The sequence below is a fragment of the Candidatus Poriferisodalis sp. genome, assembly GCF_965262965.1.
Classification (GTDB): Bacteria; Actinomycetota; Acidimicrobiia; order Acidimicrobiales; family Poriferisodalaceae; genus Poriferisodalis.
Genome location: NZ_OZ253573.1, coordinates 2,552,268 through 2,575,457, shown reverse-complemented (window position 1 = coordinate 2,575,457; position 23,190 = coordinate 2,552,268). Strand labels below are relative to the sequence as shown.

Sequence of the window (23,190 nt, the reverse complement as noted above, 5' to 3'; positions counted from 1 at the left end):
CGCCGCGCCGGTGTCGGCTCCGCGCCCGACGGCGGGGAGACAGCTCGATGAGTTTCTTTACTGAGGAGAATCTCACCCTGGCGCGCGAGATCATTGGTCGCTATCCGAAGCCGCGTTCGGCGATGATCCCGCTGCTGCATATTGCGCAGGCACAGACCGGCTGGGTGTGCGAAGAGGCAATGGTGGAGATCGGAGAACTCGTCGGCACCACGTCAGCTGAGGTGCTGGGCACCTGTTCGTTCTACGAGATGTTCAAGCGGGAGCCCGTCGGCAAGTACCTCGTGAACGTCTGCGTCACGATGTCGTGCGCGCTGGCGGGAGCCGGTGAGCTCATGCACCACGCCGAGGAACGGCTGGGCGTGCGGGCTGGCGGCACGACGCCCGACGGCATGTTCACGCTCGCTGCGGCTGAGTGTCAGGCGGCGTGTACCGAGGCACCGTGCCTGCAGGTCAACTACCGGTACCGCTATCGAGTGGACGCCGAACAGTTTGACCAGCTCATTGACGAACTTGGCGCCGGTGCACTGGGCCGCGAGATTCCGACGCACGGAACCACCGCACGCATTCGCCAGCACATTCCGTCCGACCGTGCCGTCGGAGCCGTGCCGCCCGATGACGTCAACGAGGCACCGGTGTGGCTGGCGTCGTCGAACGGAGCCGCGGGAGGAGGAGGCTGATGGCCTCGTACACGATCGCGCACGCTCCGGGCTTCGTCGCCAACGACGCGCCGCGGATCGTGACCGAGCGTTTCGATCATCCCGACAGCTACACGCTCGATCGGTACCTCGCGACCAACGGCTACGCAGGCATCCAAACCGCCTTGGAGCGCGCCCCTCAAGACGTGCACAGCGAGATACGCGAGGCAACCTTGCTGGGCCGCGGCGGCGCGGGATTCCCCGCCGGCGTGAAGTGGGGCTTTTGTCCTCCCGGTGTGTGGCCGCGGTACTTGGTGGTGAACGGCGACGAGTCCGAGCCGGGCACGTACAAGGACCGGTTGCTGATGGAACTGGATCCGCACCAGCTCATCGAAGGCTGCCTGATCGCTTGCTACGCGGTGGGGCTCTCGCAGTGCTTCCTGTACATCCGGGGTGAGATGGCGCTCGCACAAGAACGCGTGGCCCAAGCGCTGAACGACGCCTACGCAGCCGGCTGGGTAGGCCGCAACATCTGCGGCACCGAGTTCTCAGTGGACATCGTGCTGCACTCCGGTGCTGGCGCCTACGTCGTCGGCGAGGAGACAGCGCTCATTGAGAGTCTCGAAGGCAAACGCGGCATGCCGCGACTGAAGCCGCCGTTCTTCCCGGCGGCGGTGGGCCTGTACGGCCAGCCCACCATCGTGAACAACGTCGAGACGCTGGCGAACCTGCCGTGGATCCTCCGCCACGGAGCGTCGGCGTTCACCGCCATCGGTACGCCGACCTCGCCAGGCACCCGGATGGTCGCAGTCAGCGGTCATGTCAATCGAGGGGGCGTGTTTGAGATCACCAACGGCACCACCACCTTCCGGGACCTCATCTACGGCGAGGACTTCTGCGCAGGGTTGCGGCCCGATCGCAAGCTCAAGGCGTTCGTGCCCGGAGGCGGCTCGGCCCCCTGGTTCACTCCCGCACAGCTCGATCTGCCATTCGAGGCGTCCGAAATCGGCCCGCAGGGCTCGATGCTCGGCTCCGGCGCAGTGATGGTGATGGACGACACCACTGACATCCCCGCAGCGGCGCTCACGCTGACGAAGTTCTATGCCCACGAGTCGTGCGGAAAGTGCGTGCCGTGCCGAGAGGGCGCGACCTGGCTGGAGCGCATCCTGCGTCGCGTCTGCGACGGCACCGGGACGCCACGTGATCTCGACTTGCTGTTCGAGGTGGGCGCCACGATCTCTCCCGGCGAATTTCCGCACGCTGGCGTGCCCGAACGCGGCCTCGAGCCGAAGTCATTCCCCTACCAGATGACGACGATCTGCTTTGTGGGTCCGTCGGCGTACGCGCCCGTGCATTCCGCGATGACACTGTTCCCCGAAGAATTCGAGGCCAGAGTCGCGCCGAACGCGCACCTCGATGCAGAAGTCGCGCCCGACGGTTCGGTGAACGACGGCTCGATTTCGGAGGTTGCTGTCCGTGTCTGATACCACGACCGCTGACGCAACGGCTGGGCCGAATACCGTGGAGGTGACGATCGACGGTGTCGCTGTCGCGGCCCAGCCCGGCGAGCTCGTGATTGCAGCTGCGGACCGAGCCGGCGTCCATATACCGCGGTTCTGTTACCACGAGCGGATGAGCCCTGTCGGCATGTGCCGCATGTGCCTCGTCGAGATCGACACGGGGCGTGGGCCGCAGCTGCAGCCCTCGTGCATGGTGCCGGTTTCGCCCAACATGACCGTCGCGACCACCAGCGAAGCCACGCGTCAAGTCCAAGAGGGCGTACTGGAGCTATTGCTCATCAACCATCCGCTGGACTGTCCCGTCTGCGACAAGGGCGGCGAGTGCCCGCTGCAGGACCAGACGATGGCCTACGGCCCCGGCGAGTCGCGCTTCGTCGAGGAGAAGCGGCACTTTCCCAAGCCGATTCCCATCTCCGACCTCGTGCACCTCGATCGCGAGCGGTGCATTCTGTGTGACCGCTGCACCCGATTCGCCGACGAGATTGCCGGCGATCCGCTCATCGACTTCGTTGAGCGCGGCAACGAAATGCAGGTGCTGACGTTCCCCGGCGAACCCTTCACGTCGTATTTCTCGGGCAACACCGTCCAGATCTGCCCTGTCGGGGCATTGACCGCCGCGCCCTACCGATTCAAGGCGCGCCCATGGGACCTCAACCAGACTGAGTCCACCTGCACGACCTGCGCGGTGGGCTGCCGGATAGCGGTCCAGTCCTCGCGCAACGAGCTGGTCCGGTATCTCGGCGTCGATATCGACCCCGTGAATCACGGCTGGCTGTGCGACAAAGGCAGGTTCGCCTTCGGAGCTGTGCACAGTCCCGATCGGGTGACAACGCCGTTGCGCGCACGGCCCGAGCCCGCTGCCGCTGTGGCCGACGGCAGCGCGTCAGATCCGGCGCAACGCTTCGAGTCGGTGGACTGGTCACGGGCGCTGTCCGCGGTTTCCGGGGCGGTGTCTGGCGCCCGGCCCGGCACCATTGCCGTGCTCGGCGGTGCCCGAGGCACCAACGAGGATGCGTACGCGTGGTCGAAGCTGGCCCGCACCGTGCTGCGAACCGACCATGTCGACGCGCAGCTCGCAGACGGTCTGCCCGCCGAGCTGGTGGTGGGTCTGCGGTCCGCGACCATCGACGAAGCGTGCAACGCCGGCACCACGCTGCTCGTGTGCGGCGACCTGCGCGAAGAACTGCCGGTGCTGCACCTGCGCTTGCGTGGCGCGGCACGAGCGGGCACCACGCGACTCATCGAGGTGACGCCGACCGAAACCGGCTTGACCCGAAACGCCGTTCGCAGCGAACGGTGCCGCGGCGGCGAGGCGGCCTCGGTGCTGCGTGACCTGATTGACGGCGATGACCCGTTGAGCGAACAGCTGGCGTGCGGCTCTGTGGTGGTTGTGCTGGGCCGCTCGTCGGTCGCCGAATCGGCTGATGCGGTCGCAGAGGTTGCTTCGGTGATCGCCACTCGGGTGCCCCACGCCCAATTCCTGGTCGCATCTCGCCGGGGCAATGTGCGCGGCGCGCTGGACATGGGGCTAGCGCCCGGGCTACTGCCAGGCCGTGCCAGATCGAGCGCGCCTCCCGCCGGGCTCGCAGCCGCATGGGGAGAGTTGCCTGCCGACGTAGGCCATGACGCCACGGGCATCCTGGCTGCGGCCGCCTCGGGCGAGATCGACGTGCTGTTCCTGCTGGGTGCCGACCCGCTCGGCGACTTTCCCGACAGTCTCTTGGCGCGACTGGGCGTTTCCGGCGCGAGGACTGTCGTGGCTGTCGACACGTTCTTGACGCAATCCGCGGCGGAAGCCGACATCTTCCTGCCAGCGGCTGCGTTCGCCGAGAAGTCAGGCACGACGACCAACTTGGAAGGCCGCGTCTCCGCCCTCGGAGACCTCGTCACCTCGCCCGGCTCGGCGCGTCCGGATTGGATGATCGCCGCCGAGTTGGCCGTGCTGTGCGGCGGGGACCTCGGATTCGTGACTTCCGATGAGATCACCGCAGAGATTGCAGCCCTGTGTGCCACTCACGCCGAGGCCGTGGGGCCAGCGCTTGAAGCCGACGGCGTGCTCGCCGTCGGCGCAGCATTCCAGCCGGAGCTTCCGCCCGAAGGGTCCGCCCCGCCCCACGATGGGTACGGCTTGCGCTTGGTGTGCGGACGCACGCTGTATGACGACGGCATCGCCGTGACGCAGACACCGGCGCTCGCGGGGCTTCGGACCGAACTGGCGCTGCGCGTGCATCCGGTCGATCTGGATCGGGTCGGCGTCGCCTCGGGTACCGAGGTGGAGGTGCATTCGGACCGCGGAGCGCTGCGGCTGCGGATCGTGGCGGACGCCGGCGTGGCCCGCGGGAATGCGGCACTGCCGTTCAACGCTGCGGGCGTTGACGTCGGCGTGCTCATCGACATCGAGGCCCCCGTCATCGACGTGCGGATCGAGACACGAATCCCGGGGCGGCCTGGCTCATGACTGGTGACCCGCTGTTCTCCGACGGAGTCGACTGGGGCGACATCGGCGTCATGGGCGTGAAGGTCCTGGTGGCCTTCGGTGCCCTGCTGGTCGCCACCATGTTCATGATCTGGTTCGAGCGCAAGCTGATCTCGGACATGCAGTACCGCATCGGCCCCAACGTCGCGGGCCCCTGGGGCCTGCTGCAGGCGCTTGCCGACGGCATCAAGTTCTTCTTCAAAGAAGACCTTCGACCCGCCAATGCCGACCCGCTGGTGTTCCGGCTGGCGCCCTACATCTCGGCCGTCACGGCGTTCGTAGCGTTCGCCATCGTGCCCGTCGGGGGTGTGTTCACCGACACTGCTGGCCGCAGCGGCACGGTGACCTTGTTCGGCAAGGAAACCATCTTGCAGGTGGCTGATCCTCCCGTGGGGATTCTCTTGCTGCTGGCAATGTCGTCGGTCGCTGTGTACGGCGTGATGCTTGCGGGCTGGTCGTCCGGGTCGAAGTACCCGCTCATCGGCGCGGTACGGGCGTCGGCGCAGGCCGTGTCCTATGAGGCTGCCCTCGGCATGTCGGTGGTGGCGGTCGTGATCCTGGCGGGAACGTTGTCCACTCAGGGAATCGTGGCCGCTCAGGCCGGCGGCGTGAACACGTGGTTCGTCGTCTCGGGTGGTGTCGTGCCGTTCGGGGTTTTCCTGATCGCGGCAACGGCCGAGCTGAATCGCCCGCCGTTCGACTTGGTGGAGGCCGAGCAGGAACTGGTCGGCGGGTTCCACACCGAGTACTCGTCCATCCGCTTCGCCTTGTTCTTCCTGGCCGAGTTCATGAACGTCATCACCATGTCGGCGATCATGACGACACTCTTTTTCGGCGGTCCGGCCGGGCCCATTTTCTTTGGCTGGACCTGGCTGTGGCCCACGGTGTGGTTCCTGGCCAAGGTGCTGGCGTTCCTGTTCGTGTTCGTGTGGTTCCGGGCAACGCTCCCGCGCTTGCGCTACGACCAGCTCATGTCGCTGGGTTGGAAGGTGCTCATTCCGGTGATGCTGTTCTGGCTGATGTTCCTCGGCCTCAAGCAGCTAGCGATCGTGGAGGGTTGGAGCCAGGTGTGGACGGTGATCGCCAGTGCGATCGGGTTCGCCGCCGGCTGGGCACTGCTGTCGGTCGCGCTGAAGGCGGCCAAGCGAAACACCCAGCAACCAGACCCAGACGATGTGCCAATCGATGTGCCAGCGGGAGGTCAGCGCTGATGGGCTATCTCGACGGCTTCAAGGTCACCTTCGGCAAGCTCTTTGACGAGCGAGTCACCACCGAATATCCCCAGGAGAAGCGGCCGAAGCCGCCGCGCTTCCATGGGCGCCACGTGCTCAACCGGTACCCCGACGGCATGGAGAAGTGCATCGGGTGCGAGCTGTGCGCCGGCGTATGCCCAGCGCGCTGCATCTATGTGCGCGGCGCGGACAACCCGCCGGGCGATCCGGTGTCCCCGGGCGAGCGCTACGGCTACGTCTACGAGATCAACTACCTGCGCTGCATCCACTGCGACCTGTGCGTCGAAGCGTGCCCGACCGAGGCCATCACCGAGACGAAGGTCTTCGAGTTCAGCTTCGGGTCCCGGCGCGACGCGATCTACACCAAGGACCAGCTGCTCACTGACGACGACGGCCGGCCGCAGCGCCAGCCATGGGAGCTGTGGCACGAAGGCGACGACGAGCACACATCGGGCTGGATGCGCGCGACGTCGCCGTCGGGCAGGCCTGAGTACGAGGGACGCGTCGGCTGGAGCGCCGAGCTGGGCTACGGCGTGCGTGCACCCGAGCAGGGCCAGCACGCGGATTACGACGATGACGAGCACCCCGCCGCCGAGCATCCCGCCGCCGAGCATCCCGCCGCCGAGCATCCCGCCGCCGAGCATCCCGCCGCCGAGCATCCCGCCGCCGAGCACCTAGGCGATGGGGGGCACGCAGCAGGGGGCGGCCACTGATGGTCGAGGTGATCGTCTTCGCGGTCGCCGCCGCAGCGTGCCTCGCCGGCGCGTTCGGCGTGGTGTTGACACGCAACCCGGTTCACGCGGCGCTGATGCTGGTGATGACGCTGTTCGGCATAGCGGTGCTCTTCGTCGCCCTGCAGGCGCACTTCCTGGCCGCCGTGCAGATCATCGTCTACGCCGGTGCCATCGTGGTGCTGTTCCTGTTCGTGATCATGCTGCTCGGCGTGGACCGGGCCGCCGCGCTGTCGCTGGGGGCGCTGCCGCAGCAACGCTGGGCTGCCGCAGTCTTCGCCATGACTGGATTGGCCGTGCTGGTCTGGCTCGTCGCAGCAGTGGACCGGCTGTTCGACGGAAGCGGCGGCGAGAACGAAGTGCTGACTGATGCGCTGACCGATGCCGCCGCAGCCGACGCTTATGGCACCGGCGTGAACGACCTCGCACATTCCCTCTTCTCGGACTACGTCTACGCCTTCGAGCTGACGTCGCTGCTGCTCATCGTCGCGGTCATCGGCACGGTGATCCTGGCTCGGCGCAGCGAGTACTCCGCAGTGTCCGATGAGGCAAGTCAATGAGCGGCCCGGTGAGTGCCTTGGCGGTGACGACCAGCTGGTACCTGGTGCTCGGTGCGCTGCTCTTTCTCATTGGTGGCTGCGGATTGCTGGTTCGGCGCAACCCGCTCGTGATGCTGATGTGCGTCGAGCTGATGCTGAACGGCGTGAACCTCAGCTTCGTGGCCTTCGCCGACCGATTCGGCGACGTGAACGGGCACACCGTGGTGCTGTTCGTCCTCGTCGTGGCGGCAGCTGAAGTTGTCGTCGGCCTCGGCCTGGTGGTGGCCGTGCTGCGTGCGAGTCCCCGTGCCACAGCGGACGATCTCTCGGCATTGAAGGGCTGAAGTCGTGGTCGAACTGGTCTGGCTCATCCCCGCGCTGCCTCTGGCCGGGTTTGCCGTCCTGCTGCTGGCGGGACCGCGCATCGGCGAGCCTCGAGCCGGCGGGCTGGCGACCGCCGCCAGCGCGGGCTCGTTCTTGGTCACCCTGATCACCTTCGGCGGACTGCTCGGACTCGATGCCGCCGCAGGGGGTGCCGGCGGCCGCGGTGGCCGTTGGCACACCTCGACGCTGTTCGAGTGGATGCCCATCGGCGGCCTCGAGGTAGATGCCGCGCTGCTGGTCGACCCGCTGTCGATGACGATGGCGCTGTTCGTCACCGGCGTCGGCACGCTCATCCACCTGTATTCGGTCGGCTACATGGCGGGCGACCCGAAGTACTCCAAGTTCTTCCTGTACCTGAACCTGTTCCTGTTCTCGATGCTCATGCTGGTGCTCGGCGACAACCTCGTCGTGACGTTCTTGGGCTGGGAGGGCGTGGGCACCTGCTCCTACTTGCTGATCTCGTTCTGGCACGAGCGGCCGACTGCGGCAACGGCGGGCAAGAAAGCCTTCGTCACCAATCGGATCGGCGACTTCGGATTCATGGTCGCCACGTTCTGGCTGTGGACCACGCTCGGCACAGTGTCGTACACGGGCTTGGCCGCGACCGCGCCCGCCTTGGCCAACGGGACCGGAACGGCCGTGTCGCTGCTGCTGCTGCTGGCGGCCGCCGGCAAGTCTGCGCAGCTACCGCTGTACGTCTGGCTGCCCGATGCGATGGAAGGCCCCACGCCGGTCTCGGCGATGGTGCATGCGGCCACGATGGTGACCGCGGGCGTCTACCTGCTGGTGCGGCTGAACCCGGTGCTGACCGACGACGCCTTGCTCATCATCGCCATTGTGGGCGCGGCCACGGCGCTGTTCGCAGCGTTGGGTGCCGTGGCGCAGCACGACATCAAGAAGGTGCTGGCGTACTCCACAATCAGCCAGCTCGGGTACATGTTTCTCGCGATCGGCTCGGGCGCGTACGTGGCGGCCATCTTCCATGTGGTCACGCATGCGTTCTTCAAGGGTCTGCTGTTCTTGGGCTCGGGCTCGGTCATCCACGGCATGGGCGACGAGCAGGACATGCGCCGGATGGGTGGGCTGCGAATCGCCATGCCGATCACCGCGGGCACTTTCATCGTGGGATGGCTGGCCATTGCCGGCGTCCCCCCGTTTTCCGGCTTCTGGTCGAAGGACGAGATCCTGCTGGCTGCATGGGAGCAGCCCGACATCATCGCCGGACCGCTGCGCGTCGGACATCTGCTGTGGATCGTGGGTCTCGTGACGGCCCTGCTCACCGCGTACTACATGAGCCGCCAGACGTTCCTGGTGTTCTTCGGGGGCCAGCGGTGGGACGACAAGGTCCACCCGCACGAGTCGCCGGCAACGATGACGCTGCCGCTCGTGGTGCTGGCTGGCGCAGCTGCGGTCGGCGGCGTGATCAACCTGCCGCTGGTGGGTGATTGGCTGGTGCTCGAGCACTTCTTGGACCCGGTGTTCGCGCACGCCCATCATTTCTCTTCGCCGACTGCCACCAAGCTCGCGCTGGCGCTCGTGGCGACCATTGCCGCGGTCGGCGGCATCGCTGTCGCCGTCGCCGCGTGGCTCCGCTCCCGCATCCCGACCGAGCGTTTGGAACCTGCGCTGCTCGAGAACGTGTTCTACGTCGACTCCTCGATCTCGAAGTTCGTGGGCGGTCCTGGGATGGCTGCGTTCGATGCCGCAGCGAAGGCTGACAAGCGCTTCGTGGACGGCGCCGTCGACGGAGTCGGCTGGCTCGCGCGCTTCGTCGGCCGCATGGTCCGACCGCTGCAGTCGGGCTACCTGCGCCACTATGCATCGGGCGTTGCTGTCGGAGCCGTCGTGCTCGTCATCTGGCTGGCACTGCGAGTTGCCCTATGAGCGGGGCCGCGTTGCTCGCCGCAGCCGATAGCGCCGCGGGTGGATTCCCGCTGTTGAACGCGCTCATCTTGGTGCCCGCTGTGGGGGCCGCGGTCGTGGCGCTGCTGCCGCGCAGCCGACCCGACCTGGCTCGGCCGCTCGGCACCCTCTTCGCAGCAATTGCCGGCGCGCTGTCGCTGTCGTTGGCGTGGCAGTTCGATGCCGCGAACGGGAGCTTCCAATTCGAGAGCACCGTGTCGTGGATTCCCGCGCTGGGTATCTCGTGGCACGTCGGCGTGGACGGCATCTCGTTGTGGCTGGTGGTGCTGACCAGCCTGGTGGTGCCGATCGTGCTTGCCGGCGTCGATCCGCACCACAACCCCAAGCCGTACACGGCCTGGATGCTGCTGTTGCAGGCCGGCTCGATCGGCGCATTCGTGGCGCTCGACCTCTTCGTGTTCTTCGTGATGTTCGAGGTCGTGCTGGTGCCCATGTACCTGCTGATCGCAGGCTGGGGCTATGAGGGCCGCCGCTACGCGGCGATGAAGTTCTTCCTCTACACGATGGCCGGCTCGGCGCTGCTGCTGGTCGCCATCGTGGCCACGGCGGTGCTCGGCTCACCCGACAGCGGGTTGACCTTCGACTTGGTGACGCTCGCCACCACCCAGGGTCTTGCCCAAAACACTGCGCGGCTGTGTTTCGTGGCGTTCGCGATCGCCTTCCTGGTCAAGGTGCCCGTGGTGCCGCTGCACACGTGGCTTCCCGATGCGCACACCGAGGCCCCGACGGCGGGCTCGGTGGTTCTGGCCGCCGTCATGCTGAAGCTGGGCACCTACGGCCTTCTGCGCTTCGGGCTGTACCTGTTTCCCGAAGCCTCCGACTGGGCGGCGCCCGTGCTGGTCACCGTGGGTGTGGTCGGCGTGATCTGGGGTGCCATTACCGCGGCGATGCAGCGTGACCTCAAACGCCTCGTGGCCTACTCGTCGGTAGCGCACATGGGCTTCATCGTGCTGGGCATCTTCGCTTTCACTGCTCAGGCCGTCAGCGGCGGCGTGATCCAAATGGTCAACCACGGCATCAGCACCGGTGCGTTGTTCCTGCTGGTCGGAATGCTGTACGAGCGGCGCCACACCCGCCGGATCGACGAGCTCGCAGGCATCCAGTCCGCGGCGCCCGTGTTCGCGGGCGTATTCACCGTCATCATGCTGTCGTCGATCGGCGTACCAGGCCTGAACGGCTTCGTCGGCGAGTTCTTGATCCTGATCGGCTCGTTCGAGACCCGGCGCTGGTGGACCGTCATCGCAGCGACAGGTGTGATCCTGGCGGCGATCTACCTGCTGTGGGCCTACCAGCGGGTGTTCCACGGACCGCCGGCTGCAGCCGATCGAAAAACCCCCGACCTGCGCCGGGGCGAGCTGGCAACGCTCGCGCCGTTTGTCGTCGCGGTGGTGGCACTCGGCGTGTACCCCAAGCCGCTGCTCAACGCCGTCGAACCTGCTGCTGACAAGCTGCTGGCGCACCTCGAGCTGCACAGCGACTTCAAGCTGGCTGATCCCGCAGTCCCGGTGGTGGTTCGCGATTCTGGCGAACACGCCGATGCTGAGTCCAGTGAAGGCGAGCACAGCGACGCTGGGCACAGCGAGGACGAGCACTGATGACCAGCTTCGAATCGCCGGCTGTCGACTGGTGGGTGCTGAGCCCTCAGATCGTCCTGGTGGCCATGGTGCTCGGCCTCTTGCTGGCGTCGTCGCTTGCCCCGCGTGCGCTGCCCGCCTGGGTCTCCACATGCACGTCGGTGGCGACCGGCGCGGCCGTCGGGGTCATCGCAGTGATCCAGTGGAACTCCGCAGGCTTTACGGCGCGCTCCACCCTGGCTGGAGCGTTCGTGAGCGATGGTTTCAGCCTGCTGCTCACGATGCTGATCGGCGCCGGCGTGGTCATGACCGCGCTGGTGGCCCACAGCGCGCTGGACCGTTACGGCATGACACCGCCCGAATTCGCCGCGCTGTTGCTGGCATCTGCCGCCGGAGCAGTCGTGATGGTCGGCGCGAACGATCTCATCGTTCTGTTCTTGGGCCTGGAGTCGCTGTCGATCGCCCTGTACGTGCTGATCGCGCTTGCCGGTCGCCGCGCCACAGCACGCGAGTCGGCAATGAAGTACTTCGTGCTCGGCGCGTTCAGCTCGGCATTCTTCCTCTACGGCATCGCGCTGGTCTATGGCTCCACGGGCAGCACCCGCCTCAGCCATATCGGTGAGTTCCTGGAGAGCCACTGGCTGCTGGATGAGCACTTGCTGCTCGCGGGCATTGCACTGCTGCTGGTGGGCTTGGGCTTCAAGGTGGCCGCGGTGCCGTTCCACTTCTGGGCGCCCGACGTCTATCAGGGCGCTCCGAGCCCCGTCACCGGCTACTTGGCGTCGATCGCGAAGGCCGCCGGATTCGCTGCGCTGGCGCGCGTGCTGTTCGTGGCGTTCGGCCCCCATCGCGTCGCATGGGCACCGATCGTGGTGGGCCTCGCCTTCGCGACCCTCGCCGTCGGCGCCGTGATGGCCATCACCCAAACTGACGTGAAGCGCATGCTGGCATTCAGCTCGATCAGCCACGCAGGCTTCGTGCTCGTCGGCCTCTCCGCGGCGGGTGGAATCGGATGGTGGGCTGTCGCCGTCGGAGACGAGGCACCGCAGGTGCTCGTGATCGTCGACCATGGAGCGGTCTCGTCAGCGGTGTTCTACCTCGTTGCCTACTCGTTCATGGCGCTCGGCAGCTTTGCCGTGCTGTCGGTGATGGCGTCTTTGGGCGTGCCCTCGCCGGACGCCGTCGAACAGCACCCGCTCAGCCGCTATGGCGGATTGGCTCGTCGGCGTCCCGTGCTGGCGCTTGCGTTCGCTGTGCTGCTGCTGGCCCAGGCCGGCGTGCCGCTCACATCCGGCTTCGTCGCCAAGTTCGAAGTCATCCGCGCCGCTGTCGGAGGCAAGGGCTACGTCCTTGCTGCGGTCGCCATGGTCACAGCGGTGGTGAGCGCGTTCGCCTACCTGCGCGTCGTGCTCGCGATGTATGCGCCCGACAGCGACGTCGACGAAGCGCCGGTGCGCGCCCGAGCCGCCCGCCCGCGCTGGGGCGGCTTGCCCATGACCTCGGTGTTTGCCATCGCCATCGCCGTCGCAGTGACCGTGATCGTCGGCGTGCTGCCCCAGCGACTCCTCGAATGGAGCACCGACGCAGTCTTCGCCCTCGTCCCGTAGTCGACCCCGGCTCTCGCGGAAGCTGCAAAATCGGGCGACAAGCGCTGTTATGAAGAAGTATGATCCAGGTCGTGGCGACTGAACGACTGACTATCTCGTTTGAGGCGGGTCTCACCGGTGCTGTTCGTGAGGCCGCCGCGGCAGATGACCAGAACATGTCTGCTTGGCTGGCTGATGCGGCACGTCGCCGGCTTGTCACGCGGGGCCTTCGCGACGTGATTGCCGACTGGGAAGCCACCCATGGGACGTTCACTGAGGCTGAATTGGCCCGAGCGCGAGCAGAGCTGGGTCATTGACCGCTCTGGTGCTTGGCGCCGGGGCGCTCATCGCGCTTGATCGAGACGATCGCGCTATGTGGGCGCGGCTGCACGCGGCAGAAGAAGCTGGCGACATCGTGGCAGCTCCGGCAGGTGTTATCGCCCAGGCGTGGCGCGACGGCCGACGTCAGGCGCTGCTGTCTCGCGCCCTGATGCACTGCGATGAAGTTGTTCTCGATGGCCCCATTGCCCGCGCCTGTGGCCGGCTCTGCGCAGGCACCGGCACAGCCGACGTGATCGATGCCTCAGTAGCCGTAGCGGCTGCAGAATTCGCGCATCACACTCACACCGCCATCGCAACGTCGGACCCCGACGACATCGAAACTCTGACCTCCGCGCTGGATGCGCGGGTGAGCATCATCGGTGTATGACCGAAGCCGCTTCGTCAGCGACCGGGCGGCGAGAAGGTGATCGTCAGTTGTCGCGAGGCGCTTGTCGACCTGGTGCCCGATGCGGTGCTGGGCGGCGGGCCGCTCAACGTCGCGGTGGCGGCTGCGCGTCTCGGAGTGCCGAGCGCGTTCGTGGGTCGGGTTTCGACGGATTCCTACGGCGAGATGATCTGGGCGCACCTCGAGAGGAATCGGGTCGACGTGCGCGCGTGCCAGCGCGGGTCCGAGCCGACCGCACGCGCAATCGTCGAGCACACATCGAAGCTGAGCTTCCGCTTCGAGGGCGACGACACGGCTGACGCCTGTCTCGATGAGGTGAATCTGACGGTGTTGGGGTCCGGACCGCACATCGTGCACGGCGGCACGCTGGGGATGTTCCGTGGGCATACCGCTGATGTGCTGGCGTCGCTATGGGAGCTGAATGTCGCCGGTCGCCCGGCCGCGATGGCGACTCTGTCGACAGCCGATTGGGCAGGGATCGGAGGTCGCGCAGCAGCCGTGGCGGCCATCACGTGCTCTCGTGCGGGAGCCGATCCGCCGTATCTCGACGAGCTCTGAGCACCGGTGCGGAACTCAGGCTGCGGGCCGGTCGCGCGGCTGGCCTGCAACAGTGGCATAGAGCCAGGCTGACTGGCTAGCGTTGCGAGCCGTGTCCGACCTGTCCGAGCTGTGGCGGAGCTACCTCACCGTCGCCATCTTCGGAGCAGCGGCAGTTGGGATGGCGGCCGCCATGCTCGGCATCGCTCGCCTCCTGCGCCCGCAGCGCCCCACACGCCAGAAACTCATCGCATACGAGAGCGGCGTCGACCCTGTCGGCAGCGACTGGACCCAGAGCCAGATCCGCTACTACGTCTTCGCAGTGCTCTTCGTGCTCTTCGACGTGGAGGCCGTGTTCATCTTCCCCTGGGCGACGCGACTCGAGGTCTACGCCCTGTTCGGCCTCGTCGAGATGGCCATCTTTATCTTCATCTTGGTCCTGGGCCTCTTCTACGCATGGCGCAAGGGCGTCCTGCGGTGGGTGTGAAGGTCTGAGGGGAACAGCTCGATGGCACTCGTTGACAAGGTCAAGCTGCCCAAGCCGCTCTCGTGGCTGCTGAACTTCGGGCGCGCCCGCTCGCTGTGGGTGTACCAGTGGGGTTTGGCGTGCTGCGCCATCGAGATGGGTGCCGCATTCGGCTCACCTCGCTACGACGTGATGCGTCTCGGCGTCATCCCGCTTCCGGCCAGCCCGCGCCAAGCCGACCTCGTGGTCGTGTCCGGCACGGTCACCGACAAGATGGCACCGGTCATTCGCCGCCTGTACGAGCAGATGCCTGAGCCGAAGTACGTGATCTCGATGGGCTCGTGCGCCAACTGCGGCGGCCCCTATTGGGACAGCTACTCGGTGACCAAGGGCGTCGACCAGATCATTCCGGTAGACGTGTATGTCCCGGGTTGCCCGCCTCGCCCCGAGGCGTTGCTCGAAGGCATTGTGCTGCTGCAGGAACGGATCCAGCGCGAGGACATCGCTGAACGCTGGAAGGGTGAGCCCATCGTGGTGCCGACCCCGGCGCCGGCACCGACACGGGTGCCGCCTCCGGCGCCAGCGGTGAGCGCGGTGCCGCCTCCGGCGCCAGCGGTGAGCGCGGTGCAGGTGTAGGCATGGCCGACGACGACGCACAGGCTGGCGACGCGCTCGTCGACGAAGCGCGAACTGCGCTCGCGGCCGAGCTTTGCGAACTGCTCGGCGATGCCGTTGCCGAGACACATATCCAGCCCGGTCAGAACCTCTGGGTCCGTATCGACTTCGAGCACTGGCACACCGCAATGCAGTCGCTGCGCGACGCCGGCTTCAACTACTTCGGCTTCCTGTCGGCGATCGACTGGTCAGACGCCCCCGAAGGCCGCTACGAGGACACCGAGTTCGACGACACGTTCGATGATGACGACGCGTCCAGTTCGACCGCCGAACAGACCGTGCGCCACGGCGGCGGCGAAGCCCGCTTCGAGCTCCTCGCCCACCTGCACGCTCCCACCCGGCACCAAGCGATCATCATCAAGTCCGACATCCCCGACGTCGACGGCGCGCCGGCAGCGGTGCCGACGATCACCGACGTGTTCGACGGCGCTGACTGGCACGAGCGCGAGGCGCACGAGATGTTCGGCATCCATTTCGAAGGCCACCCCAACTTGGCGCATATCTACCTGCCGACCGAGTTCGAAGGCCATCCGCTGCGCAAGGATTTCCCCCTGCTGGCCCGTGCCGTGAAGCCGTGGCCGGGCGTGGTGGACATCGAGGAAATCCCGCCCGAGCTCGAAGCCCAGCTCGAGGCCGAGGTAATGGCCGAGTTCGAAGCGTCAGGTGCAGCCGGATGAGCCGGTCCTCCGCGGCGACATTGCGTGAACAGCAGGCCTACGTCGCTGCTCAGGCGGCCGACGCCCGCGTCAATGTCGAGCTCGACACCGGCGACATGCTGCTCAACATCGGGCCGCAGCACCCTGCCACGCACGGCACACTGCGCATCGCCTGCCAGCTTGACGGCGAACAGGTCATTACGGCTGACCCGGTCATGGGCTACATGCACCGCGGATACGAGAAGCTGTGCGAGGTCCGCACCTTCCCGCAGTGCACCACCCTCATCAACCGCATCGACTGGCTGGGCAGTTTCGCCAACGAAGTGCCGTTCATCCTGGCCGCCGAGCAGCTCATGGGCGTCACCGCACCGCCCCGAGCGCAGTGGATCCGCACGATCCTGTTCGAGCTGAGCCGCATCGCCAACGTGTCGCTGTTCCTCGGCGACATGGGCGTGCAGGTCGGCGCACTGACCCCGGTGTTCTTCGCCTTTCGCGACCGCGAACGAGTCCTCAACCAGATCGAAGAGGTCACCGGCGGGCGCTTCCACCCCAACTTCGACCGCATCGGCGGCCTCAAGGACGATCTGCCCCGGGGCTGGATCGCCGAGACGCATGCCGTCATGACCAAGATGCGCGAGTTCTGCGACGAGATGGAGGACCTGCTCGTCGGCAATGAGATCTTCCAGGCCCGGTGCCGTGGCGTCGGCATCATCCCACCTGAGGTGGCGCTCAGCTACGGCCTGTCCGGTGCCAACCTGCGTGCCAGCGGCGTCGACTGGGACCTGCGCCGCGACGCCAACCCCGGCCTGGCGTGGGATCAGATCGACTGGCGTGTCTGGACGCACCCCGGCGGCGACTCGTTCGCCCGCTACTGGGTGCGGCTGCAGGAGACACGCGAGGCCACCCGAATCGTCGACAAGCTGCTCGATGGCATCCCGTCCGGACCGATCATGGCCAAGGTGCCTCGGATCATCAAGGTGCCCGCCGGCGAGGCGTACGTGTCCACTGAGAATCCGCTCGGAGAGATGGGCTACTACGTCGTCTCCAAGGGCGGGCTGGGGCCGTTCCGGGTGAAGATTCGCACGCCCAGCTTCAGCAACATCTCGATCGTGCCGTGGGTGATGCGCGGTACCTACGTGCCCGACATCATCACCATCTTGGGCTCGCTGTACTTCATCCTCGGGGACATCGACCGGTGAGCCCTGAGCTCGTGGGACTGGCCTACTGGGCCGAGACCAGCATCAAGTTGGGCATTGCGCTGGCCGTCATCCCGACGGCCTCGCTCATCTTGGTCTACCTGTTCCTGTTCAAGATGATGGCGTTCATGCAGAGCCGGCTGGGGCCCAACGACACCGGCCCATACGGCTCGTTGCAGCTCATTGCCGAAGCAGTGAAGTTCCTCCAGAAGGAGGACATCAATCCCGCCGCCGCCGACCGGCGGGTCTTCCGCTTGGCACCGGTGGTGGTGCTGGCCTCCACGTTCTTGCTGTACGTCGTGCTGCCGATGGGCCCCGACGCTGTCGTCGAAGCGCTCGACACAGGGATCTTCTACGCCATGGCGGTCTCGTCGCTGTCGGTGCTGGGCATCCTCATGGCTGGCTGGGCGTCAGCCAACAAGTACGCGTTGCTCGGTGGCCTGCGGGCGGCGGGCCAGCTCATCGCCTACGAGCTGCCGCTGATCCTTGCCGTCATGGGCGTGGTCATCCAGGCCGACTCGCTCAACCTGCAAACGATCATCGAGGCTCAGGCCTCCGGCGAGATCTTCGGCATCGGCTGGATCGGCAACCCGTTCATCCTCACCCAGTTCGCGGGCTTCTTGATCTTCATGATCTCCGCGCAGGCTGAGCTGACTCAGACCCCGTTCGACATGCCCGTCGCTGAGACCGAGCTCGTCGGCGGTTTCCACATCGAATACACGGGCTTTCGCTTCCTGCTGTTCTTCATGGCCGAGTTCGGCACGGCGTTTGCGTTCGCAGCGCTGGCATCGGTCATGTTCCTGGGCGGCTGGTGGATTCCCGGCTTCGCCATCGACGCCCCGATCCTCAACGTCCTCGGACCGGGGGTGATGCTCGGCAAGATCCTCTTGGTGTCGATGCTGATCTTCTGGGTCCGCTTCACGTACCCGCGGCTGCGCGAGGACCAGCTGCAGAAGTTCGCGTGGAAGGTGCTGATCCCGCTGGCGCTCGCGAATATCGTTCTGACCGGAATCTTCAAGGTCGTGTTTTGAGATGGGCAGGTTCTAGATGTCACTGCTGCCAGGCTTGGTCAAAGGACTCGGCGTCACGGGCAAGACTGCCCTGCGCACGCTGTTCCCAAATCGCGGCCTGCGCACGCTGATCCCCGCCCCGCAGAAGGGCGCGGTCACCGTCCAGTACCCGCACGAGAAGGAAGCACCTCCCGACCGCGCACGCGGTGTCATCGCACTGCACGAGGAGAACTGCACGGCCTGCATGCTGTGCTCGCGGTCATGTCCGGATTGGTGCATTTACATCGAGGGTCACAAGGTCAAGGCGCCGCCTCGGCGCGCCGGCGGCAAGGCCCGCACGGTCAATTTCGTCGACCGGTTCGACATCGACTACGCGCTGTGCATGTACTGCGGCATCTGCGTCGAGGTCTGCCCGTTCGATGCACTGTTCTGGACGCCTGAGTACGAATACTCCGAACCAAGCATCGCCGACCTGCTGCACGACCGCATTCGCCTCGGCGAGTGGATGGAGACCGTTCCGGATTTCGGTGCCTACGAGCCCGGCTCGGAGCAGAAGGTCCGCGACGTGCCCTCCTTCGGACCCGATGACATGGCGCCCGTGCGCAAGCTGGGCGCCGATGATGCAGTGCCGGCAGCCGTTGAGGCCGACGGGTAGGGGCTGCGGGGATGATTGCGCAGAACATTGCCTTCGGCATCATCGCGGCAGCTGTCGTGCTGGCCGCGGTCGGCATGGTGACGACGCGCAACGTCGTGCACGCGGCCCTGTTCCTCGTGGCAGTGCTGGGCGGGCTGGGCGCGCAGTACATACTGCTCACTGCCGAGTTCATCGCCACGACACAGGTGCTCGTCTACATCGGCGCAGTGATGGTGCTGTTCCTGTTCGGCATCATGCTCACCCGAGCGCCCATAGGGCGAACGCCCCAGATGACCGGCCCGTCGTGGCCGGTCGCCGTCATCGCCGCCGTCGCGCTCGGTGGCGTGGTGGTCTACGCCCTGCTGAATGAGTTCGGCAGCGACTCACTGCGCGACGACGGCCACGTCTTTCGGACAGCGGACGTGGGGGACTCGGTCTTCTCGCAGTACATCATCCCGTTCGAGGCCGTCTCAGTGCTGCTGCTCGCAGCGCTGATCGGCGCCGTTGTGCTGGCGCGTCGGGACTGACGGAAACGAGGTGATCACGTGTTGCTGAACCAGTTCCTGCTGCTTGGTGCGGTGCTGTTCGCCGTGGGCGTGTATGGCGTGCTGGCGCGTCGCAACGCCGTGATGGTGCTGATGTCCATCGAGCTGATGCTGAACGCAGTGAACCTCAACCTTGTGGCATTCGGGGTGCAGCACGACGTGGTGTCGGGGCAGGTGTTCGCCCTGTTTGTCATCGCGGTGGCAGCCGCAGAGGCCGGCGTGGGCCTGGCCATCGTTCTGCTGCTGTACCGCAACCGCAAATCGATCGCGGTCGACGAGTTCGACCTCATGAAGGGCTGAACGCACGCCCATGTGGATGCTCGAGAACGCGTACCTGATCCCGCTGATCCCGGCGATTTCCTTCGTCGTGATCTTGCTGTTCGGCCGCAGCGTCATCGGCGCGGACCGGGTGCATCGCGTTGGCATCGCCGCTGTGGGCATCGTGTGGGTGCTCTCGATGATCGCTGCGGTGCAGTGGATCAACCACACCGACGACGGCTCTGGCGAATCGCAAGCCTCCGACGACCACGCGCTGATCTCGGTCAGTGAGGGCCATTCAGCTTCAGGCTTGATGGCCGCCGAGACCGACGGTCATGCCGAAGAGGGCGGCGACGGCGCCGCGGATGACGGCCACGGCGTTGCCGACGGTCACGGCTCGGTGGGCACGGAACCCGTCATCAGCACCTACGCGGGTTGGTGGTCCAACGCGGGTGTGGATTTTGCTGTCGGCACGCTCGTCGACGGCCAGACGGTGCTGCTGCTGATCGTGGTCACGTCGATCTCGCTGCTGGTGCACATCTATTCCAGCGAGTACGTGAAGGGCGACCGCCGCTTCGTCCACTACTTCGCCTTCCTGAGCCTGTTCACCGCCTCGATGCTCCTGTTCGTCATGGCACAGAACCTGGTCCAGATGATCGTGGGCTGGGAGCTAGTGGGCGTGTGCAGCTTCGTGCTCATCGGTCATTGGTGGGAGGAACGGCCCAACACCGACGCGTCGCTCAAGGCGTTCTTCACGAACCGCGTCGGCGACATCGGCCTGCTGATCGGCGTGATCATCCTCTACGGCACGTTCAAGACGTTCGACATCGACGCGATCAATCGGGCAATCGGCGCGCAGGGCGGCGACCATCACTTCGCCCTGCTCATGGCTTCGATAGCGCTCATGGCCGCGGTGGCGTCCAAATCGGGCCAGTTCCCGCTGCACACGTGGCTGCCCGATGCCATGGCCGGTCCGACGCCGGTTTCGGCGCTCATCCACGCGGCGACCATGGTGGTGGCGGGCGTGTACATGATCGGCCGGTTGTATCCGGTCTTCTATGAAGGCCTCTCGATCGGCAGCTCCTCGATCAACCTCATGGCGTTCATCGGCGGCTTCACGGCGCTGATCGGTGCCGGGCTGGCCTTCGCCCAGTGGGACATCAAAAAGGTGCTGGCGTATTCCACCGTCAGCCAGCTCGGCTACATGGTGATGGCGTTGGGCGTGGGCGCGTGGACCGCAGCGATGTTCCACCTGTTCACACACGCCTTCTTCAAGGCCTGCTTGTTCCTGGGTGCCGGCTCAGTCAGCCACGCCGCCCACCACACCTTCGACATGCGAGAGATGGGCGGCCTGCGCAAGCACATGCCGCACACCTACAAGACGTTCGTGATCGCAACCCTGGCGCTCGCGGGCGTGTTCCCGTTTGCCGGGTTCTGGTCCAAGGATGAGATCCTGCTCGGAGCCCTCGCAGGTCAAGAACGCGCCTATCCGCTCATGCTCATCTTCGGCTGCGTAGTGGCGTTGATGACCGCCGCGTACATGACGCGGGTCATCTGGTACACGTTCTGGGGCGAATACCGGGGGCACGGCCACCCGCACGAGTCGCCCAAGCTGATGACGGTGCCGCTGTGGATCCTCGCAGTGATGGCCGTGGTGGCGGGCGTGTTCAACCTGCCGTCAGGGGTGCTGTCGCCGTTCGGGCTGGAAGGCTTCGCGCACCGCGTCCAGACCTATGCCGAGCCGTCGATCTACCTGAACGCCGTCGGGCTGTCGCATCCCGACCCGTCGCTGATTCTGGCGTTGGTCGGCCTTGCGCTGGCCCTGGCCGGCATCGCCATCACGTTCCTGTACTACTGGCGCAACGCCGGCCCGCACGGGCTGACCGAGCGCAACCGCTACGCCAAGGCGGGGTACACGTTCCTCGAGAACAAGTACTACCTCGACCACCTCTACACCGACATCGTCGTCGGCTCGATCAAGGCGCCGATCGCGCGGGCTGCCGACTGGGTCAACCAGAACGTGATCGACAAGGTCGTGGACACCGCCGCAGAGACGGCTCGCGACAGCGGTCGGTGGGTATACCGCTGGATCGACCAGGGCACCATCGACGGCGGCGTGAACGCCATCGCCAGCGGTGCCGATGCGGGCGGTCAGGGTCTGCGGGGCATGCAGACCGGAAAAGTCCAGAACTACGGCTCACTGCTGTTCGGAACAGCAGCGGTCGCCGCCATCGTGTTCGTGATCGTGTTGTGACCGGCCAAGCCATGCCCAACGGTTGCCAAACCGGTCACCGCCAGATGATCGAGAGCTAGGGAGAGACAGCGTGGACGCAACTGGATTCGACGCTTGGGCGCTGAGCCTCGCAGTGTTCCTGCCGGTCATCGGCGTGCTCGTGATGATGGTGGTGCCAAGCGCCCGCGAGGCCGAGCTAAAGCTGATCGCACTGCTGTCCTCGCTGGCGGCGCTCGCCGTGGGCGTGTACCTGCTGTTCAGCTTCGATTACGGCAATGCCGGGACGCTGCAGTTCGTCGTTGAGAAGGGCTGGATCAACGCGATCCATTCGCAGTACATCGTCGGCCTCGACGGGTTGTCGATGCCGCTGCTGATCCTGTCAATGGTGATCGTGCCGCTGTGCATCATCTACTCGTGGGACCACATCCCCGAGCCGGGCAACGCCAAGGCGTTCCTGATCCTGATTCTGATCCTGGGCTCGGGCATGAACGGCACGTTCGTGGCGCAGGACCTGATCCTGTTCTTCGTCTTCTTCGAGGTCGTGCTGCTGCCGATGTACTTCATGATCGGCGTGTGGGGCGGCGAGAACCGGCGCTACGCCTCGCTCAAGTTCTTCTTGTTCACGCTGTTCGGCTCGGCGCTGATGATTGTCAGCTTCGTGGCACTGTTCTTCCTGTCGCGCGACGGCAGCGGCGCATTGCTGGAGACGTTCGACATGCGCGAGCTCTCCCGCGTCGCCGGTGTCGGGATCACTGCGGGCACACAGGCGCTGGTGTTCGCCGGCCTGTTCATGGGCTTCGGCATCAAGGTGCCGATGTTCCCGTTCCACACTTGGCTGCCCGACGCCCACACCGAGGCGCCGACGGTCGGCTCGGTCATCCTGGCGGCAATCCTGCTGAAGCTCGGCACCTACGGTTTTGTGCGGATCGCGTTGCCGTTCCTGCCTGAGGGAGCGAAGTCCTGGGCACCGTGGATCGGCTTGCTCGCAGTGATCGGCATCATCTACGGCGCATTGGCCTGCCTGGCACAGACCGACATGAAGCGGCTCATTGCCTTCAGTTCGGTGGCGCACATGGGTTTCGTGATGCTGGGCATCTCCACACTGACCGAGTTCGGCATCAACGCCGCAGTGTTCGGCATGGTGGCGCACGGGATCATCACTGGGATGCTGTTCTTCGTGGCCGGATCGGTGAAGGAGCGGTACCACACGCTTGAGATCAGCCGGCTGGGCGGGCTGCTCAAGTCCGCGCCGCGAATGGGCTGGATCCTCGGCATCTCTGCGATGGCCTCGCTGGGTCTTCCCGGGCTGGCCGGCTTCTGGGGCGAATTCCCGGCGATCCTGTCGGCCTACAACCCTGGCGCTGGCTTGCCCGAGGAAACGTTCCGTACCTACATGGTCATCGCTGCGGTCGGCACGGTGCTTGCCGCCGGTTACTTGCTCTGGCTGTTCCAGCGCAGCGCATTCGGCGAGCCGAGCGCGGAGTGGGATGGGCACGTCATTGCCGATGTGAACCGCTTTGAGTGGGTGGCGTGGACACCGTTGCTGGTGGCAATGGTGCTCTTTGGCATCTTCCCGAATCTGATCTACGGCATGGTCGATGACGTGTCGCACGGCATCGCCGAGAGCATCGCGGCGGCGACGGGGGGCTGACG

The 23,190-nt window shown here is 66.0% G+C and carries 23 protein-coding genes; all 23 read left to right on the top strand.

The window, feature by feature from the left end; all coding sequences use genetic code 11:
- Positions 1-47 precede the first annotated feature (47 nt).
- The 23 genes from nuoE to ACQY5K_RS12280 all read left to right on the top strand — a co-directional run bounded on the left by nuoE (position 48) and on the right by ACQY5K_RS12280 (position 23,188).
- Positions 48-677, top strand: a complete 630-nt coding sequence (gene nuoE, locus ACQY5K_RS12390; protein ID WP_428115690.1) for an NADH-quinone oxidoreductase subunit NuoE — start codon at positions 48-50, stop codon at positions 675-677.
- A complete protein-coding gene (gene nuoF / locus ACQY5K_RS12385; RefSeq protein ID WP_428115687.1) occupies positions 677-2,119 on the top strand; it encodes an NADH-quinone oxidoreductase subunit NuoF in 1,443 nt (480 codons plus the stop codon). The genes nuoE and nuoF overlap by 1 nt, the downstream gene beginning before the upstream one ends.
- Complete coding sequence (gene nuoG, locus ACQY5K_RS12380; RefSeq protein WP_428115684.1) at positions 2,112-4,613, top strand: NADH-quinone oxidoreductase subunit NuoG; 2,502 nt, start codon at positions 2,112-2,114, stop codon at positions 4,611-4,613. Before nuoF ends, nuoG begins: the two co-directional genes overlap by 8 nt.
- Entirely contained in the window at positions 4,610-5,842 is a 1,233-nt protein-coding gene (nuoH, locus tag ACQY5K_RS12375) for an NADH-quinone oxidoreductase subunit NuoH (protein ID WP_428115682.1), read from the top strand. The genes nuoG and nuoH overlap by 4 nt, the downstream gene beginning before the upstream one ends.
- Positions 5,842-6,576: an NADH-quinone oxidoreductase subunit NuoI gene (nuoI, locus tag ACQY5K_RS12370; RefSeq protein WP_428115679.1), complete on the top strand. Its 735-nt coding sequence runs from the start codon at positions 5,842-5,844 to the stop codon at positions 6,574-6,576. Before nuoH ends, nuoI begins: the two co-directional genes overlap by 1 nt.
- On the top strand, positions 6,576-7,154 hold the full coding sequence (locus ACQY5K_RS12365; protein WP_428115676.1) for an NADH-quinone oxidoreductase subunit J: 579 nt from the start codon (positions 6,576-6,578) through the stop codon (positions 7,152-7,154). Before nuoI ends, ACQY5K_RS12365 begins: the two co-directional genes overlap by 1 nt.
- Positions 7,151-7,477, top strand: coding sequence for an NADH-quinone oxidoreductase subunit NuoK (nuoK, locus tag ACQY5K_RS12360; RefSeq protein ID WP_428115673.1), 327 nt, complete (start codon positions 7,151-7,153; stop codon positions 7,475-7,477). The genes ACQY5K_RS12365 and nuoK (ACQY5K_RS12360) overlap by 4 nt, the downstream gene beginning before the upstream one ends.
- A gap of 4 nt (positions 7,478-7,481) precedes the next feature.
- Positions 7,482-9,401 (top strand): NADH-quinone oxidoreductase subunit L, encoded by a 1,920-nt coding sequence (gene nuoL, locus ACQY5K_RS12355; RefSeq protein ID WP_428115670.1) that lies wholly within the window; start codon positions 7,482-7,484, stop codon positions 9,399-9,401.
- A complete protein-coding gene (locus tag ACQY5K_RS12350; protein ID WP_428115667.1) occupies positions 9,398-11,035 on the top strand; it encodes a complex I subunit 4 family protein in 1,638 nt (545 codons plus the stop codon). The genes nuoL (ACQY5K_RS12355) and ACQY5K_RS12350 overlap by 4 nt, the downstream gene beginning before the upstream one ends.
- Positions 11,035-12,621 carry an NADH-quinone oxidoreductase subunit N gene (locus tag ACQY5K_RS12345; RefSeq protein WP_428115664.1) on the top strand — a complete coding sequence of 529 codons (1,587 nt, stop codon included), beginning with the start codon at positions 11,035-11,037 and terminating at the stop codon, positions 12,619-12,621. The genes ACQY5K_RS12350 and ACQY5K_RS12345 overlap by 1 nt, the downstream gene beginning before the upstream one ends.
- Positions 12,622-12,692: 71 nt before the next feature.
- On the top strand, positions 12,693-12,917 hold the full coding sequence (locus tag ACQY5K_RS12340) for a hypothetical protein (RefSeq protein WP_428115661.1): 225 nt from the start codon (positions 12,693-12,695) through the stop codon (positions 12,915-12,917).
- Between the two features lie 56 nt (positions 12,918-12,973).
- The gene (locus tag ACQY5K_RS12335; RefSeq protein ID WP_428115658.1) at positions 12,974-13,309 is read left to right on the top strand and encodes a twitching motility protein PilT; all 336 of its coding nucleotides are present in this window, start codon (positions 12,974-12,976) and stop codon (positions 13,307-13,309) included.
- 36 nt (positions 13,310-13,345) lie between these two features.
- Positions 13,346-13,885: a PfkB family carbohydrate kinase gene (locus tag ACQY5K_RS12330; protein ID WP_428115656.1), complete on the top strand. Its 540-nt coding sequence runs from the start codon at positions 13,346-13,348 to the stop codon at positions 13,883-13,885.
- 91 nt (positions 13,886-13,976) lie between these two features.
- Positions 13,977-14,351, top strand: coding sequence for an NADH-quinone oxidoreductase subunit A (locus ACQY5K_RS12325; RefSeq protein ID WP_428115653.1), 375 nt, complete (start codon positions 13,977-13,979; stop codon positions 14,349-14,351).
- Between the two features lie 21 nt (positions 14,352-14,372).
- Positions 14,373-14,966, top strand: coding sequence for an NADH-quinone oxidoreductase subunit NuoB (nuoB, locus tag ACQY5K_RS12320; protein ID WP_428115651.1), 594 nt, complete (start codon positions 14,373-14,375; stop codon positions 14,964-14,966).
- Between the two features lie 2 nt (positions 14,967-14,968).
- Positions 14,969-15,682 (top strand): NADH-quinone oxidoreductase subunit C, encoded by a 714-nt coding sequence (locus ACQY5K_RS12315; protein WP_428115649.1) that lies wholly within the window; start codon positions 14,969-14,971, stop codon positions 15,680-15,682.
- Positions 15,679-16,860 carry an NADH-quinone oxidoreductase subunit D gene (locus tag ACQY5K_RS12310; RefSeq protein ID WP_419921451.1) on the top strand — a complete coding sequence of 394 codons (1,182 nt, stop codon included), beginning with the start codon at positions 15,679-15,681 and terminating at the stop codon, positions 16,858-16,860. Before ACQY5K_RS12315 ends, ACQY5K_RS12310 begins: the two co-directional genes overlap by 4 nt.
- Positions 16,857-17,888 carry a complex I subunit 1/NuoH family protein gene (locus ACQY5K_RS12305; RefSeq protein ID WP_428115646.1) on the top strand — a complete coding sequence of 344 codons (1,032 nt, stop codon included), beginning with the start codon at positions 16,857-16,859 and terminating at the stop codon, positions 17,886-17,888. The genes ACQY5K_RS12310 and ACQY5K_RS12305 overlap by 4 nt, the downstream gene beginning before the upstream one ends.
- A gap of 16 nt (positions 17,889-17,904) precedes the next feature.
- Positions 17,905-18,522 carry a NuoI/complex I 23 kDa subunit family protein gene (locus ACQY5K_RS12300; RefSeq protein ID WP_428115643.1) on the top strand — a complete coding sequence of 206 codons (618 nt, stop codon included), beginning with the start codon at positions 17,905-17,907 and terminating at the stop codon, positions 18,520-18,522.
- Positions 18,523-18,533: 11 nt separating this feature from the next.
- Entirely contained in the window at positions 18,534-19,028 is a 495-nt protein-coding gene (locus tag ACQY5K_RS12295) for an NADH-quinone oxidoreductase subunit J family protein (protein WP_419921448.1), read from the top strand.
- An 18-nt stretch (positions 19,029-19,046) separates the two neighbouring features.
- The gene (gene nuoK / locus ACQY5K_RS12290) at positions 19,047-19,346 is read left to right on the top strand and encodes an NADH-quinone oxidoreductase subunit NuoK (protein WP_419921447.1); all 300 of its coding nucleotides are present in this window, start codon (positions 19,047-19,049) and stop codon (positions 19,344-19,346) included.
- A gap of 10 nt (positions 19,347-19,356) precedes the next feature.
- Positions 19,357-21,558, top strand: a complete 2,202-nt coding sequence (gene nuoL, locus ACQY5K_RS12285) for an NADH-quinone oxidoreductase subunit L (RefSeq protein ID WP_428115640.1) — start codon at positions 19,357-19,359, stop codon at positions 21,556-21,558.
- A gap of 70 nt (positions 21,559-21,628) precedes the next feature.
- Positions 21,629-23,188, top strand: a complete 1,560-nt coding sequence (locus ACQY5K_RS12280; RefSeq protein WP_428115638.1) for a complex I subunit 4 family protein — start codon at positions 21,629-21,631, stop codon at positions 23,186-23,188.
- Positions 23,189-23,190 lie beyond the last annotated feature (2 nt).